The sequence below is a fragment of the Adhaeribacter soli genome, from assembly GCF_008727925.1.
GTDB lineage: Bacteria > Bacteroidota > Bacteroidia > Cytophagales > Hymenobacteraceae > Adhaeribacter_A > Adhaeribacter_A soli.
In genome coordinates this window covers 745,114-759,744 of sequence record NZ_VTWT01000001.1, presented here as the reverse complement: position 1 = coordinate 759,744, position 14,631 = coordinate 745,114, and the positions used below count along the sequence as shown (strand labels likewise).

13 protein-coding genes are annotated in these 14,631 nt (G+C 47.9%); 5 read left to right on the top strand and 8 right to left on the bottom strand.

The genetic code is table 11. The annotated features are described in order from the left end of the window. Nucleotides 1–53: 53 nt before the first annotated feature. Both F0P94_RS03080 and F0P94_RS03075 read right to left on the bottom strand, forming a co-directional pair. On the bottom strand, nucleotides 54–767 hold the full coding sequence (locus tag F0P94_RS03080) for a LytR/AlgR family response regulator transcription factor (RefSeq protein ID WP_150902223.1): 714 nt from the start codon (nucleotides 765–767) through the stop codon (nucleotides 54–56). Further along, nucleotides 764–1,819, bottom strand: coding sequence for a sensor histidine kinase (locus tag F0P94_RS03075; protein WP_150902222.1), 1,056 nt, complete (start codon nucleotides 1,817–1,819; stop codon nucleotides 764–766). The genes F0P94_RS03080 and F0P94_RS03075 overlap by 4 nt, the downstream gene beginning before the upstream one ends. Before the next feature lie 207 nt (nucleotides 1,820–2,026). On the opposite strand from F0P94_RS03075, the gene F0P94_RS03070 reads away from it, so the two are divergent. Then, the gene (locus tag F0P94_RS03070) at nucleotides 2,027–3,478 is read left to right on the top strand and encodes a T9SS type A sorting domain-containing protein (RefSeq protein ID WP_150902221.1); all 1,452 of its coding nucleotides are present in this window, start codon (nucleotides 2,027–2,029) and stop codon (nucleotides 3,476–3,478) included. 100 nt (nucleotides 3,479–3,578) lie between these two features. Here the strand turns inward: F0P94_RS03070 and F0P94_RS03065 are convergent, their stop codons facing one another. The 5 genes from F0P94_RS03065 to glgP form a co-directional block, all read right to left on the bottom strand. Continuing rightward, nucleotides 3,579–4,184, bottom strand: a complete 606-nt coding sequence (locus tag F0P94_RS03065; RefSeq protein ID WP_191906893.1) for a hypothetical protein — start codon at nucleotides 4,182–4,184, stop codon at nucleotides 3,579–3,581. A 128-nt stretch (nucleotides 4,185–4,312) separates the two neighbouring features. After that, on the bottom strand, nucleotides 4,313–4,693 hold the full coding sequence (locus F0P94_RS03060) for an SRPBCC domain-containing protein (protein WP_150902219.1): 381 nt from the start codon (nucleotides 4,691–4,693) through the stop codon (nucleotides 4,313–4,315). 41 nt (nucleotides 4,694–4,734) lie between these two features. After that, a complete protein-coding gene (locus tag F0P94_RS03055; protein WP_150902218.1) occupies nucleotides 4,735–5,403 on the bottom strand; it encodes an OmpH family outer membrane protein in 669 nt (222 codons plus the stop codon). 108 nt (nucleotides 5,404–5,511) lie between these two features. Continuing rightward, the gene (locus F0P94_RS03050; RefSeq protein WP_150902217.1) at nucleotides 5,512–6,384 is read right to left on the bottom strand and encodes an SDR family oxidoreductase; all 873 of its coding nucleotides are present in this window, start codon (nucleotides 6,382–6,384) and stop codon (nucleotides 5,512–5,514) included. Between the two features lie 171 nt (nucleotides 6,385–6,555). Continuing rightward, the gene (glgP, locus tag F0P94_RS03045) at nucleotides 6,556–8,208 is read right to left on the bottom strand and encodes an alpha-glucan family phosphorylase (protein ID WP_150902216.1); all 1,653 of its coding nucleotides are present in this window, start codon (nucleotides 8,206–8,208) and stop codon (nucleotides 6,556–6,558) included. Nucleotides 8,209–8,491: 283 nt separating this feature from the next. On the opposite strand from glgP, the gene F0P94_RS03040 reads away from it, so the two are divergent. The 3 genes from F0P94_RS03040 to F0P94_RS03030 all read left to right on the top strand — a co-directional run bounded on the left by F0P94_RS03040 (nucleotide 8,492) and on the right by F0P94_RS03030 (nucleotide 11,095). Further along, nucleotides 8,492–9,337, top strand: coding sequence for an SDR family oxidoreductase (locus tag F0P94_RS03040; RefSeq protein WP_150902215.1), 846 nt, complete (start codon nucleotides 8,492–8,494; stop codon nucleotides 9,335–9,337). A 9-nt stretch (nucleotides 9,338–9,346) separates the two neighbouring features. After that, nucleotides 9,347–10,573 (top strand): BaiN/RdsA family NAD(P)/FAD-dependent oxidoreductase, encoded by a 1,227-nt coding sequence (locus F0P94_RS03035; RefSeq protein WP_150902214.1) that lies wholly within the window; start codon nucleotides 9,347–9,349, stop codon nucleotides 10,571–10,573. A gap of 78 nt (nucleotides 10,574–10,651) precedes the next feature. Next, entirely contained in the window at nucleotides 10,652–11,095 is a 444-nt protein-coding gene (locus F0P94_RS03030) for a ferritin-like domain-containing protein (protein ID WP_150902213.1), read from the top strand. A 499-nt stretch (nucleotides 11,096–11,594) separates the two neighbouring features. Here the strand turns inward: F0P94_RS03030 and F0P94_RS03025 are convergent, their stop codons facing one another. Beyond that, nucleotides 11,595–13,424: a DEAD/DEAH box helicase gene (locus F0P94_RS03025; protein WP_150902212.1), complete on the bottom strand. Its 1,830-nt coding sequence runs from the start codon at nucleotides 13,422–13,424 to the stop codon at nucleotides 11,595–11,597. 593 nt (nucleotides 13,425–14,017) lie between these two features. Here F0P94_RS03025 and F0P94_RS03020 point away from each other — a divergent pair. Further along, complete coding sequence (locus F0P94_RS03020) at nucleotides 14,018–14,566, top strand: hypothetical protein (protein ID WP_150902211.1); 549 nt, start codon at nucleotides 14,018–14,020, stop codon at nucleotides 14,564–14,566. Nucleotides 14,567–14,631 lie beyond the last annotated feature (65 nt).

Here is a 14,631-nt window from a genome sequence, read left to right as displayed (position 1 = left end):
ACGGTAGGTTTCCGCCTCAAAAAGCCCTGTCGGTTCCGGCAGGGCTTTTTATTTTACTTAAGCAGAAACGTTTCCAGAAATTGCTGCACCTGCATTTTGTAACTTCTCCCGACTGGCAACCACTTCTCTCCTACTTTCACTTCATTTCCCCTGATGTTTGCAAGGTGCTTTACTGAAACCAGAAAAGATTTGTGAATGCGTAAAAAAGTCCGGGGCGGAAAGGCTTCTTCGATCTGACGGAAACTTCCTTTGTAAACCATCGTGCCGGAAATCCGATGCAGCTTCAAATATTCCTTCAAACCTTCCACGTAAAGCAGTTCGTCCTGCAGCAACCGGATCACTTCATTGCCGGCTTTCAGGTAAACCGCCACAGGAGCATCAGAGGCATTAAGATTGGACTGTACGGAGGTTACCTGCTGTTTTTGTACTTTCTGTACCGCTTTCAGGAATCGTTCTAAAGCAAAGGGTTTTAAGAGGAAATCAGTTACGTCGTGCTCAAAACCATCTACGGCATAATCCCGGTACGCGGTAGTCATGATCACGGCAGGTTTTACCTCGAAGGTTTTAAGGAAAGTAGTACCCGTCATGCCCGGCATGTTAATGTCCAGAAACAAAATATCCACTGGTTGCCGGTTCAGGAATTCGAATGCTTCCAAAGCCGTGTAGCAATTTCCGGCCACTACCAGAGAACCGACCTGACCAATGTAATTTTCCAGCACTTTGTGCGCCAGCGGCTCATCGTCTACCAGTAAGCAGCGTAATTTCATGCCAGGGGTAAATTTAAGTTCACCAGGTAAAAACCATCCGCCGCTTTCGTTTCCAGTTCGTGCTGACCGGCATACAAATATTGCAGGCGCTTGCGGACATTATCCATTCCAAATCCACCGGCCTCGGAAGGATTCGCTTCCGCCCCAAATCTGTTCATGGAATTTTTCATTTGTAACTGCAGCGTGTTGGCTTCGATCAGGATCTTAATATTCAGTTTTGCTTCGCTGCCCAAGGCATGAATTCCGTGCTTGAAACCATTCTCGATAAAGGGCAATAGCAGCAGCGGTGCGATCCGGCTGGTTTCGTAAGTTCCGGAAACTTCGAAGGTGATGTTTTCCGGTTTCTGGCTCCGCAATTTTTCCAGGGCAATGTAGTGCTGCAGGTAATCGAGTTCCTTCTGCAAAGGCACCAGTTCTTCGTTGCTGTGATACACCATGTACTCCATCATTTCGGCCAGTTTCAGCACCATCAACGGCGCCTTATCCGATTTGGTTAGCGTAAGCGCGTACAGGTTATTGAGCGTATTGAACAGAAAATGCGGATTGATCTGGGCTTTCAGGTATTGCACTTCCGATTTCAGTTGTTCCAACTCCTGCGCCTTGCGGAGTTTGCGTTCGGCCAGCCAATGGATTCCCAGTTGCGAAGCAGTAAACAAAAACACCATAATTAAAAGCTCTACCGTACTTACAAAAGTTAAATACAGCAAGGTAGGAACATACCCTTTCTGCAGTACATGCAAATATACCAGCAAGGTAAGGTAGCCTTTCAGCAGGCCGAAAATCAGAAGGACAGCGAAAATATAGAGCGCATAAAAACGGTAATTTTCCTGCCGTAAAAACCGGGGTACCAGCAACAGGTAGTTCAGGTAAACCGGAACCACCGAAAGCACCGTCATGCCCAAAATGGTTGCCAGAATTTTATCGGCAGGCAGGATCCGGAATTTGCTGCCGAAAAAGATTATGGTCGGGCCCAGCACTGCCAGCCACAGCACGGTATGCGTGAGCAGGGTTAATCCGGAAAGTTTAAATTTTCTGAAGGTTGATCCAGCCATTTTCCAGCAATCACTTTCCCGAAGGTAAGTTTTTAAAACCAACTTTAGCAAGAGATGCACTAAAATTCAACCAACGACCGGCTTTCGTCAACGAATGGCATTCATGGCTGAAATGTAGCTGTTGGTTTAGCTCATTTGGTTACTGGTTGAAATTATTTCCGGCAGCAGAAAACGATGGGTTAATTGCCCGAAAAACCAACTAAAATTATGAAGAAGCTATCGTTACTTTTCCTGCTAAGCTGTTTGGGAACTGCCGGCCAGGGCCAACAGGTTTCTGTCACCAAATCGTTTGCCTGGGCTGCTGAAGAAGCTAATTACGCTTTAACTCAAACCCCGGACGGCGGCTATTTGCTGGGCGGAAACACCACCAGTTTTAATTCCACATACGCGCAAAATGCCTACCTCCTGAAAACCGACCGCAACGGCGATTCGCTCTGGATCAAACACCAGTATTCTGCAACCGCCATGACCGATATTCAGGATATTTTGCCTCTTGCCGACGGTACAATTTTAGTGGCCGGAGCGAAATCTACACCAGGCAATAACTGGGATGCCTGGCTCATGAAAACCGATGCCTCCGGGAACATGCTTTGGGAAAGAACGTTCGGCGGCGCTCAGCTCGATTATTTCAGTGGTTTGCAGGCGGTGCCCGGCGGCGGCTTCGTAATGTGCGGTTTAACCGAAAGCATGGGTGCGGGCGGCCGCGATGCCTATCTGGTAAAAACCGATGCGGGCGGAAATTTGCTTTGGGAAAAAACTTACGGCGGCAGTTTTCTGGATGAAGTAATAAAAGTAAAGGTTACCCAAAACGGCGATTTTATAATGGCCGGCGGCACCTACAGCTTCAGCAGCAACCCCGGCGTAACCGACGACCTCTACCTGATCCGCACGGACCCGCAAGGCAACCAGCGCTGGCACCAGACGTACGGCACCGCCAACATCGACTGGGCGAATGATCTGGTGGAAACCCCAACCGGGGAGATCGTATTAACCGGCCTGAAAAACAATTCCAATCTGGCGCTTACTTCCGGCCAAACCTATCTGCTTAAAACCGATGCTTCCGGTAACCTGCTTTGGGACAAATCTTTTAGCCTGAATGCTTTCCGCAACGAAGGGCAAGCCATTTTAACTACCCCGGACGGCGGCCTTTTAATCAGCGGTTTCACGACCAACCCTATGACCGGAACCGATGCTTTCGTGGTGAAAACCGATGCGGACGGTACCATTCTCTGGCAGCACATATTCGATAACGGAGCCGCCCAGACCTTTGAGCGGGCCTATGGTTTGCTACAGGACGACCAGGGGAAAATCCTGATAAGCGGCATGAAAAATTTTTCCCCAACCCTGCAGCCGGATATTTTCCTTTTAAAGCTTACCGATAATGCCGTGCTGGGGATTGCCGGGAACCAGAAAACCGAAAAGCTGGCGTTAACGCCCTTTCCCAATCCGGCTTCCGGTTCATTATCTGTTAAAGTTCCATACACCAAATTGCTGCAGGCAGAAATACTGGACCTGACCGGAAAAGTGCTGCTTACCCGTCAGTTTGAAAGTACTACAGAACTGAATTTCAACGTAGCGGCACTTCCGCCCGCCTGTTATTTGCTGAAAGTTAAAACTGCCGAAGGCGTAGCGGTAAGTAAATTTCTGGTAAGCAGGTAAGTCGAATTTTATTTCTGAATTAACGAAAAAAAAGCCCGGTCGAAAAGATCGGGCTTTTAAGGTATAAATAGAATTTTTACCGGTCTCGAAAACTGTTCTCCTAATTCATTCCGAAAGAAAACCCTAAACCTAAAGTAACGCCTCCCGGCTGAAGCACATTCATGAAATAGCGGCCGGCCGGCATTAATTCATAATTGCTGTCTTTTATTACGTATCGGTCTTCCGCAACCGACACCGCATAACCCAGTTCCACATTAAAACGGTTTTTGCGGGCTTTGCCCAGCGTCCAGAACCGGAGGGCAGATAAATTTACCGTTGAGGCGCTTTTCAGTTTGAAAGGTACTTTTACAGTCGAACTATGGTTCTGCACATACCCTTCAGGCATATCAAATTCTATGTGATCAAGCCCGCTGGAAACGGAATAGCCTAACCCGAAGGCCCACTTACCGGGATAGTTCGCATAATACCGGGCACCGAAGGAAAGTTTACTTCCCCAGCTTCCCAAACCGGCTCCGCCAAAAACCGTAATTTTTTCCGCCAGCTGGAATTCCACCGACGGCCCGATCAGTCCCAGGTAGTGGTTTATGCCGCCGCCAAAGCCCAGATAAAAGGTACTTGCAGGTTGCAGGTTATTCCTATAATCTGACTTCACATAATCCGGATTTGCGTAGTCCTGAGCCGTGGCCCTGGCCGAAATAACAGCCATAAGTAAGAGAAGGGAAAATACTTTTTTCATTACTTTCGGAAAAGTTTTTTTTTAACGGGTGTTAGTTAAAACAATTTACAAAAGTAAATAACCCATCCGAAAGTAAAGCAACGTTCCCTCAATTTCTCTTAGCTTTCATAAAAAGCGGCCAGTGCCCCGAAATAAGCATCCGTCCAGCCTTCGGTAATGTCTTCGAAAGCTTCGTCCGGTATATTGATGTGTTTCAGCTCTACGGAAGTACCGTTTTTGTGCGGGTGAAGTTTAATGGTAACGATCGATTCTTCTTCCTGCTCGCCAAAATACCATTGCTGCACGATCTTTTTCCCTTCTTCAAATTCCAGGTTTTTCCCGATAATGCTGCCTTCCCAGAGCGAAAACTCGGAGCCCGGCTCAGTGCTCATTTCTGCTTTTTCGCCCGTCCAGATCTGCAGGGCAACCGGGTTGGTAAGCGCCTGGTAAACTTCGGCCGGCTCTTCCGGAATAATGTAATACTTCTTAAAATCCTTCATAAATGTGAATCAATGGTAATTGAAAACCTGTACTGAAAACCTTACTTAATGCCCAGTTTTTTCTTTACCAGCGGCATTATATCGTGGCTTTCTTTCGAATAAATAAAAGAACCGGCATTGGTGTCGAAAATGTAATCGTAGCCATTTTCCTTACCGACAGCCTTCACGGCTTTTTCGGCTTTATCCAGAATTGGTTTGTACAGGGCTTCGCGTTTGGCGGCTACTTTTTGCTGGCCTTCCGCTTGGGATTGTTGCATTTGCACTTCCAGGTCCTGAATGGCCTTTATTTTGGATTCCCGCACGGCATCTACCATGGTTTTTTCCTGGTTCTGGTACTCGGATATCTTTTTGCGGTAATCGCTTTGCAGGGTGCCAAACTGTTTTTCCAGGCTTTTTACGAACGCTTCCAGGCTGGCATCCGCTTTTTTGGTTTCCGGCATCAGCTCTATCAGATCGGCGGAATTAATATGGCCGAATTTCTGGGCATTTCCCGAATCAGTAGTAGTGGTTGTTTTACCGGTTTGCGCAACGGTATCGGCAGGCGCTGAAGAAGTGGTGTCAGCAGCCGGTGCGGTTTCTTCTGTTGGTTTGGCGGTTTCTTCGGTTTTTACCGGAGTTTTATCGGCTGGTGCCTTTTTCTCGTTGCAGGAAGAAACAAAAACACTAGCGCTGAATATAAAAAGGCCAACGGCCAGGGAATGCTTTTTCATAAAAGTATAAAACAGTTATTGTAATGCAAAGAAGGTGTTTTTAGGGGCGAAATCCTACTGTTTTTTAGAATCCGGGGATTGAAATTCTGAAATTCCGGCTTAGAAATCTTAGCTTTTCCCTCTGGCGGCTTTCTCCAGTTCATCCCAGGCTTCCGGCTCAATCTGGTCGAAACCGTTGAATTCCCCGGCTCCGTAAAGCCACTCTCCGCCGTCAATGGTCACTACTTCCCCGTTCACAAAAGCCGCAAAATCCGATACCAGGTAAGCGGCCAGGTTGGCCAGTTCCTGGTGGTGCCCGAAACGACCGACCGGAATCCGTTTTACCGGATCTAATTTTTCAGCAACATCTGCCGGAAACAAACGGCTCCAGGCCCCTTCCGTCGGAAATGGTCCCGGCGCAATGGCATTGCTTCGAATCCCGTACTTGGCCCATTCCGAAGCCAGCGACCGCGTTAAGGCCAGCACACCGGCTTTGGCACAGGCCGAAGGCACCACGTACCCGGAACCGGTCCAGGCATAAGTAGTCACGATGTTCAGCACCGCGCCTGGCTTTTTGCTTTCGATCCAGCGTTTGCCTAAAGCCAGCGTGCAGTTGTAGGTGCCTTTTAAAACGATATCGGTAATGATGTCGAAAGCCTTGGGGCTAAGCCGTTCAGTGGGGCTGATAAAATTGCCGGCCGCATTGTTTACCAGCACATCGGGCAAGCCGAACTTCTCAGATATGGTTTCCAGCAAGGATTCTATTTCCTGATATTTTCGGACGTCACAGGCGAGCGGTAAAATTTCACCTTTGGTTTCGGCGGTCAGCTCGGCGGCAGTTTCTTCCAGCACAGGTAATTTCCGGCTGGCAATTACCACTTTCGCCCCTAACTGCAGAAAGTACCGTGCCATCGATTTTCCCAGGCCGGTACCGCCGCCGGTTATTAGAATAACTTTTCCGGACAGGGCATTTTCCCGGAGCATGGGTTCGGTATAATTCATATGAAGGTTTTTCAGTTTTAGAAAGTGAAGATAAGTGAATGCTTCGGTTTTCCGATACCAGAAAGGCTATGCTTTCAGGACTAAAAACCCAAGCTTAAATCTGAAGGAACAGCCTAAATACAGAAAGCCGGACAGGAATATCCAGCCGGCTTTCTTTTATTTCCTTTTGGCTTAAAGCCGGTAAAGTTCTTTGTAATACTGGTCGGCCATACGATCGGCACTGAATTCGGGAACTATATCCAGCATGCTTTGCTTCATGATCCGGAGCCACCGCTGCTTGTCGTTGTAATACATCGGGATGATCTCGGTTTCCAGAATATGCATCAGGTTGCCGTGATCGAGCTTATCCTGGGCATCTTCAGAAAGCGTGGTATCGATAACCGGCAGCAGGAAGCTGTTTTCGCCGTGTCTGGCAAATTCCGGGATCCAGCCATCTTGGATCGATAAGTTTATCGTTCCATTCATGGCTGCCGTCATGCCACTGGTGCCGGAAGCTTCCCTTGGTCGCCGCGGGTTGTTCAGCCAGATATCGGCCCCGTGTTTCATTTTCCGTGACAGATCCAGCTCATAGCCGGATAAGACGGCAATATCGTTGCGCTGGTAAGAAAATTTAACCAGTTTATTCCAGGTTTCGATGGCTTCGTGGTGGAACGGATACGGCTTACCGGCCCAGATTACCTGCACCCGTTGCCCCGGCCGGCTGATGAGCTCCAGGAAACGCGGGATATCGCGCAAAAGCAGGTCGGCGCGTTTGTAACCGGCAAACCTGCGGGCCCACACTATGGTAAGCACATCCGGGTCGAAAAGTTTCCCGGTCTGGTCGGCCACTTCCTCGAAGAGTTCTTTCTTTAATTCCCGTTTCCGCTGCAACAGCAGTTCATCCTCGTTTTCGAGCAGGGCCTGTTTCAGGATCGGGTCGGTCCAGTAATTCGGGTTTTGCGCGTTGGTGATCGATTTAATTTCACAAACCCCCGGATTGTCGTACCACATGTTGCGCGAAACTTCGCCGTGCAGTTGCGATACCCCATTGGCTACCCGCGACAAGCGCAAAGCGGAAAGGGTGTAATCGAGCATGTGTCCGCGCATGCCGGTTATTTCGCGGGCAATTTCAAGCGGCACATTTCCAAAAAATCCCATACGGTCCAGGTGCTCAATGTCGTGCTCTTCGTTACCGGCTTTTTCAGGCGTATGGGTAGTAAATACCATACGCTTCTTTACTTCATTCACATCCCGGTATTTATCGAATAAATGAAAAGCCAGCGGCAAAGCGTGTCCTTCGTTCATGTGATAAACGTCGGTTCCGCCTAAGGCTTCCACAACTTTGGCACCGCCTAAACCTAGAACAATACTCTGGGCAATCCGGGCCGAAAGTTCGCTGTCGTAGAGTTTATGGGTAATGGTGCGGGCCAGGTGGTCATTTTCGGGAATATCGGTGGTCAGGAAATAAATAGGCACTGTTCCGAAAATTTCAGGCTTTAAAACAAGGGCTTTAATTACTACCGGATGGTTGTGCACCATTACCGTAACGGCAATGCCGCTGTTTTCGAGGTAAGAATAGAACCGTTTCTGAAAAAGCACCCGCATGGTCTGGTCTTCGTTCCGGACCTGGTCGTAATAACCGAATTTCCAGAGCACACCGATCCCGATAAAATTCTGGCGCAATTCGTAGGCACTTCGCATGTGGGAGCCGGCTAGGTAACCCAAACCGCCCGAATAGTTTTTCAGGGCCTGGTGAATGCCGTATTCCATGCAGAAGTAGGCAACCCGTTTCGTATAAGCCTCATTAATCGGGTACGGATGATACCAGGTATTATATTTAGACATAAGAACTTCTTTTTTAGGTCTCTAATTTTCAATACCCCTATTCAACTCTTCGCTTTCCTTTCCCGGTCAGGGATTTGGGTTGTACGAATTCATTAAATTAAAGGTAGAATGTTATTATATTTTTTGGCAATTACCCTTCTCCGGCCGTAATCTCAGGCTTTTTAGAAGTTAACCCATTGGGATTTTTATACCCAAAGCCTACCATTTATCCGGAATAGGAATGCCATACTATAAGACCACCAACGGATTTAAATGTTTAAATTTGGAGCTTAATATTTAGTGCGTGAAGAAAAAGATTAGTGTATTGGGTTGCGGCTGGCTGGGCTTGCCGTTGGCAGAAGCGCTTTTAAAGCAAGGTTACCAGGTGGCCGGTTCTACTACCACCCCGGAAAAACTGGGACTCCTGGCTGCCAAAGGAATTTCGCCATTTTTGCTGGACTTGCGTTCCCCGGTAATTGTTCCGGAAAACGGAAGATTTTTTCAGGCCGAAATTCTGGTGGTAGCCATACCTCCCGGCCGCGGGCAGGAAAACCCGTACCAGGATCAAATCGCGCGCCTGCAAAAGATCCTTTTAAATTCCCCCGTTAAGCAGGTCCTGTTCGTAAGTTCAACGGGCGTTTATGCGCCCTCTTCTGCCATCATTACGGAAAAAAGCGCTTTAGACCACTCCGGCGCGGTTGCTTTAATTGCTGCTGAAGACTATATGCTTTCCGCTGAAAACCCCTGGAAAACTACCATCGTGCGCTTTGCGGGTTTATTCGGACCGGGCCGGGAACCGGGGCGTTTTCTGGCCGGAAAAAAAGATCTGCCCAATCCGGAAGCCCCCGTAAACCTGATCCATTTGGAAGATTGCATTGGAATAATTTCAGAAATAATAAAGCAGGAGAAATGGGGCGAAGTTTTCAATGCCTGTGCCGACGAACATCCTTCGCGGAAAGTTTTTTACCAGGCCGCGACCCGAAATTTAGGCTTGCCGGAACCTGCGTTTGTAACTTCTGCGGAGGAAAATAAAAACGGCAAATGGATCAGTAACCAAAAACTTAAAGCAGCTTTAAACTACACGTTCCTTTATCCGGATCCGCTGCAGGCTATTCTCCAGATCCCAAAAAACAGTACCGAAATCAGCTAAAAAACCAACATGTCCAGAATAATTGCAGTGATTGGCGGCGGAGCAGCCGGATTTTTCGGAGCCATTACCTGTGCCCGGCAAAATCCGAAGGCGCGGGTAATCCTTTTTGAGAAAACCTGCAAATTGCTTTCCAAAGTAAAAGTTTCGGGTGGCGGCCGCTGCAACGTGACCCACCATTGTTTCAACCCAAATGAACTGGTTAAATTTTACCCCCGCGGCAGTAAACAACTTAAACAACCCTTCAAGGAATTCGGCGCCCAGGACACTGTAAACTGGTTTGAGAAGCGCGGCGTGAAATTAAAGGTCGAAGCAGACGGTCGCATGTTTCCGGTAACCGATAATTCCGAAACCATTGTAAACTGCCTGTTGCGGGAAGCCGAAAATGCCGGGGTCCAGGTGCTGACGCATACGGACATTACCCAAATAATAGTTCAACCGGGAGAAGGATTTAAACTTACCAGCGCCAAAGGCCAACACTGGCAGGCTGCTAAAGTTTTAGTTACCACCGGCGGCCAAAATAAACCGGAGAATTACGAATGGCTGGCCGCCCTGGGGCACCGCATCGAAAAACCAGTACCATCTCTTTTCACCTTCAATGTGCCGGCTTCTTACCTGAAAGAGCTGCCTGGAATTTCCGTGCCGCGGGCAATCGTAAAGATCACCGGACAGAAGCTGGAAAGCGAAGGGCCTTTGCTCATTACGCATTGGGGTTTCAGCGGGCCGGCAGTGCTTCGGTTATCAGCCTGGGGCGCACGTTTACTCAACGACCTGAACTATCAATTCAGCGCTAGCATAAACTGGGTGCCGGATTTTACCGAGGAAACTTTACGGGCCGAGCTGCTTTCCTTTAAAAACCTGCACGCTAAAAAGGTAATCAGCAGCAACGCTTTCTTTGGTTTGCCGCAACGCCTCTGGAAAGCTTTTACCGAACAGGCCGGCATACCGGCGGAACTTCGCTGGCTCGATATTTCGAATAAAAGCCTGAACAAATTACTGGAAACCTTATTGCGGGGCATTTTTGAAGTGCGCGGTAAAACTACCTTTAAAGAGGAATTCGTAACCTGTGGCGGCGTAGCGCTTTCGGAAGTGGACATGGCTACGCTGGAAAGCCGCAAAGTGAAAGGCTTGTATTTTGCGGGTGAAGTGCTCGATATCGACGGCATTACGGGCGGCTTCAACTTTCAGGCGGCCTGGACCACCGGTTACCTGGCCGGCCGGCACATGGCAACCGTCTGAAACCCTTCGGTTTAATTCCCGAACATTTTTTCAGATTTGCAGTAAAGGTTTTTAAACTACAGAAACAGTCTGAAAAATATGGATAAGGAAAAAGACATTGTTGCGGTGGTACACCACTTAATTGAACGCTGCAAAGACGGCTCCAAAGGATACTTTACGGCAGCCGAAGATGTGGAAGACCAGGAACTCAAAAGCCTGTTCAAGAATTATTCGGTGCAGCGCGACAGCATGATCACCGAATTGCAGAACGAACTGCACAAGATGGGCAAATCCGACAGCGAACATTCTTCCATCGAAGGAACCGTACACCGCGCCTGGATCGATCTTACTTCGGCGCTGGCCAGCAAAGACCGAAAACGAATTCTGGCCGAATGTGAGCGTGGGGAAGATTACGCCGTAGCCGCCTACAAAAAAGCCATGTCAGCCGATCTGCCGCCAAACTTACACCAGATCATCGGGCAGCAATACCAACAGGTACAGCAAGCCCACGATCAGATCCGTAACCTTCGCGACCAGGCATAAGGATTGAAACAAGAAATAAAGTAAATATAAAGCCGGAGCCCGTAAGCTCCGGTTTTTTTATTTTAAAAGCATATGAATTCATGTTTTTTGAAAGGGTATTAATGCTTAAACTAAACTATAAATATAGTATTCCTTGGAGATAGAGCTTTGGCAGATTATAGCGCAAGCGTCCGCTTGTGCTTTCTAATGGCAGACCAAATAATTGCAAGCACAAGCGGACGCTTGCGCTAGAGCGGTTTTTGGTTTAAAAGCGTACGGCTTTATGTTTTTGAAAAAACAGTTTATGCTTTTAAATGGCCACCGCCTTAAAACAAAAAAGCCAGACCGTTAATGGCCTGGCTTTTTTGCTATCAATGGTTGCAATTAAACTTTCATCTATGGGCTTTTACGCCGGTTTCAGAAAGAAGGTTGCAGGTTTTTCGTTTTTGGTTAAAATAATTTCAAATATTTTTCAGAAAACCTAATAAGGATCTGATTTACAATATTTTAATAAATTAAATTACCAGGATCTTTTTTTACCGCCGAAACGGCCGCCACCTTTTTTCATTTCGTCGCGCCAGTTGCCCGAGCCTCCGCCTTTGCTTTCCCGGCCACCATCACGGTCGCCACGGCCACGGAATCCCCCGCCATCACGGTCACCACGATCTCTGTCGCGGAAACCGCCACCGGAACGGCCTCCTTCGCGACGGTCGCCACGGTCGCCGAATTCTTTGCGTTCCGATCTTTCGGAGTTAGCTGCCGTAGCATCTTTTTTCTGGGCTTTCTGAAAGGTAACCGGGAAGTCGTTAATGGAAACGCGGCCCATTTGGTCAAGAACTTCCTGAGCGTAAGCCACCGGGATTTCTACAAAGCTGAAACGGTCGTAAAGGTCGATGTCGCCTACTTTGTTTGCCGGAATGCTGGTGTGCTCGGTAAGCGCATCGATAATGTCTTTCGGATGCACGCGGTCTTTCTTACCCATGGTAACAAAAATGCGTTCCATACCCGGTTTCGGTCCGTCGATGCCCTTTGCTGCCTCGGCACTTTTCTCCTTGGCTTTGCTTTCGCGCATCGTCATCTTTAATAACGCTGCTGCAACTTCCAACGAAGTAAAATCCTGGGCTAATAAACGTTCAACTTTCGATACCGCTTTTTCAAGATTACCTTTGGCAATAACTTCTTTGATCTGCTCTAAGAACAGGGTGGTACGGATCTCGCTAACGTCTTCGGAAGAAGGAACCGGCTGCTGCAGGATCTTCGCCTTGGTGTAGCGCATAATGTCTTTCAGCTTGTATACGTCGCGGCCGGAAACAAACGAGAACGCTTTACCGGATTTGCCGGCGCGGCCGGTACGGCCAATGCGGTGCACATACGCTTCTTCGTCCTGCGGCAGGTCGTAGTTGAATACGGCTTCTACGTTTTCTACGTCAATACCACGGGCGGCTACGTCGGTAGCAACCAGCAATTCTAACGTACCGCTCTTGAATTTCTGCATTACGTTGGTCCGCTGGGTCTGGTTTAAGTCGCCGTGCAAACCGTCGGCAAAGTAGCCACGGGCCTGCAGGTTGCTAACCAGCTCATCTACCATGCGCTTGGTATTACAGAAGATGATACCGATCTTCACGTTATACATATCCAGCAAACGGGTAAGCACTTCCATTTTCATGTTGTTGCGAACCTCGAAATAAACCTGCTCGATGTTGGTAACGGTAAGTTCCTGGTGGGTAACTTTTACGATGTGCGGGTTCTTCTGGAATTTCTTGGTGATCTCCATGATCGGCTTGCTCATGGTAGCCGAGAATAGAATGGTCTGGCGTTCTTCCGGAACCTTGGTCAGCACGAACTCGATGTCTTCGCGGAAGCCCATGTCCAGCATTTCGTCCGCTTCATCCAGAATGATCTTCTTGATGCCGTCCAGTTTCAGCGTACCACGTTCGATGTGGTCCATTACGCGGCCGGGAGTTCCGATCACGATCTGCACGCCGCTACGAAGGGCTTTTAACTGACGGTCGTAAGACTGGCCGCCGAAAATAGGCACTACGCTGATATGGCGTTTGTATTTAATAAGTTTTACAACTTCTTCCGCAACCTGAATGGCAAGTTCGCGGGTAGGGCATAATATTAAAACCTGTACGTTTCTGTCATTCTCATCGATCCCCTCAATGGCAGGGATGGCGAACGCCGCAGTTTTACCTGTGCCAGTTTGAGCCTGACCAATAACGTCGCGGCCCTCCATAATTACCGGTATTGCTTCGGTCTGGATCGGCGAAGCCTCCTCAAAACCCATGTCAGCAATGGCGCGCTGCATCTCAGCACTTAACGGTAATTCTTCGAATTTAATTTTATTCATAAATGATTGGTTAGAAGGCTGAAATATGGAAAGGTTTTTACGGGTTTAGCCTTCTTCAAGCTGCAAAGATACGATAAAATATTAAGGACTTGCTATTTGTATTCCCGTTTGCCGTAAATAATTATTGTTATCGAATTGATTCTCTTATATTTCCCTGCAATCCGGGCCGTTCACCCAACATATTAACAATTTTAAATATAGCTGTTGTTGCTACGGCGCTATACCGTTTACTTTCTATTCTAAGGCTTTTGCCCTTAAAGAGTTGGCGCTTACCCAATTCAAAATTTGAGTCTTGTATATAAATTCCGGCCAAGCGTATAAAAATTCATAACCGGCAGCGAAAAAGCAGGCCTGCCATTTATAATAAAACCGGCTTGGGTTTCGGATCTTCCAGTTACTTATTAATGGTTTTAACTGAACGCTCTTTAATTTCTTTAAACGCTCACAACTATGTTTCGCCCATGAAAGGTACCTGCCTGGCAGGTTGTTCGCAAACCGTGGTTATCCAGCAGCAATTGAGAATCGTGCTTTCCCCCCTTTCTTCCTTGTTCTGGTAACCGGTACTACACAATCAAACTTATAAAAACTACCGTATGTTACACATTTCCAAGATTATCAGAAAAGGAAAGGAATTCAATCTAATAGCTTCCGGAGCCCTGGCTTTTAAAATTTACAACAAAGTTTTAAAGGATCCGGTTTTTGAAAACCTGAAATTTAAAAATTACAGCCTGCTTTGCGATGGCATGGATAACCACCCGATCTTTCAGTCGGACCCGGATACCCGGAAAGTCTATTTTGCCATTGTTTCGGACCTGGAAAAAGACAGCAACGATGCCCTCTGTCTGAAAATGCTGACCGAACGGCAAAAAAACAGCTACGCCGTTTGCCAGGTAGTGGCCATGCATTACAACGAACGGTATTTCCGGGCGGTTAAGAAAATGCGCAACAGCTTCGATGAGCTCATGGAGCTGAACAAACCCGGCATAAACCAGAGCCAGAACATGCTTTACTCCGAACAGCAAAGCTGCCTGCTTACCGAATACTCCATGACCATGGCCAAAGTCATGTTCCATACCACGCTTGAAGACTTTAACCCAGGTCGCGTGCTTAAGTTCGAAAATCAGCACAACGAGGCCGCCTGATCGTTCTTCAGCGCTATACGCCACTTGCGTTAAACTTTAGGCTTGTCCTGGATTGCCGGAACGAA

Bases quoted from the DNA above. Each gene is read 5' to 3' on its own strand.
- F0P94_RS03080 (WP_150902223.1), bottom strand. From the start codon at position 767: ATGAAATTACGCTGCTTACTGGTAGACGATGAGCCGCTGGCGCACAAA.
- F0P94_RS03075 (WP_150902222.1), bottom strand. From the start codon at position 1,819: ATGGCTGGATCAACCTTCAGAAAATTTAAACTTTCCGGATTAACCCTG.
- F0P94_RS03070 (WP_150902221.1), top strand. From the start codon at position 2,027: ATGAAGAAGCTATCGTTACTTTTCCTGCTAAGCTGTTTGGGAACTGCC.
- F0P94_RS03065 (WP_191906893.1), bottom strand. From the start codon at position 4,184: ATGGCTGTTATTTCGGCCAGGGCCACGGCTCAGGACTACGCAAATCCG.
- F0P94_RS03060 (WP_150902219.1), bottom strand. From the start codon at position 4,693: ATGAAGGATTTTAAGAAGTATTACATTATTCCGGAAGAGCCGGCCGAA.
- F0P94_RS03055 (WP_150902218.1), bottom strand. From the start codon at position 5,403: ATGAAAAAGCATTCCCTGGCCGTTGGCCTTTTTATATTCAGCGCTAGT.
- F0P94_RS03050 (WP_150902217.1), bottom strand. From the start codon at position 6,384: ATGAATTATACCGAACCCATGCTCCGGGAAAATGCCCTGTCCGGAAAA.
- glgP (WP_150902216.1), bottom strand. From the start codon at position 8,208: ATGTCTAAATATAATACCTGGTATCATCCGTACCCGATTAATGAGGCT.
- F0P94_RS03035 (WP_150902214.1), top strand. From the start codon at position 9,347: ATGTCCAGAATAATTGCAGTGATTGGCGGCGGAGCAGCCGGATTTTTC.
- F0P94_RS03030 (WP_150902213.1), top strand. From the start codon at position 10,652: ATGGATAAGGAAAAAGACATTGTTGCGGTGGTACACCACTTAATTGAA.
- F0P94_RS03025 (WP_150902212.1), bottom strand. From the start codon at position 13,424: ATGAATAAAATTAAATTCGAAGAATTACCGTTAAGTGCTGAGATGCAG.
- F0P94_RS03020 (WP_150902211.1), top strand. From the start codon at position 14,018: ATGTTACACATTTCCAAGATTATCAGAAAAGGAAAGGAATTCAATCTA.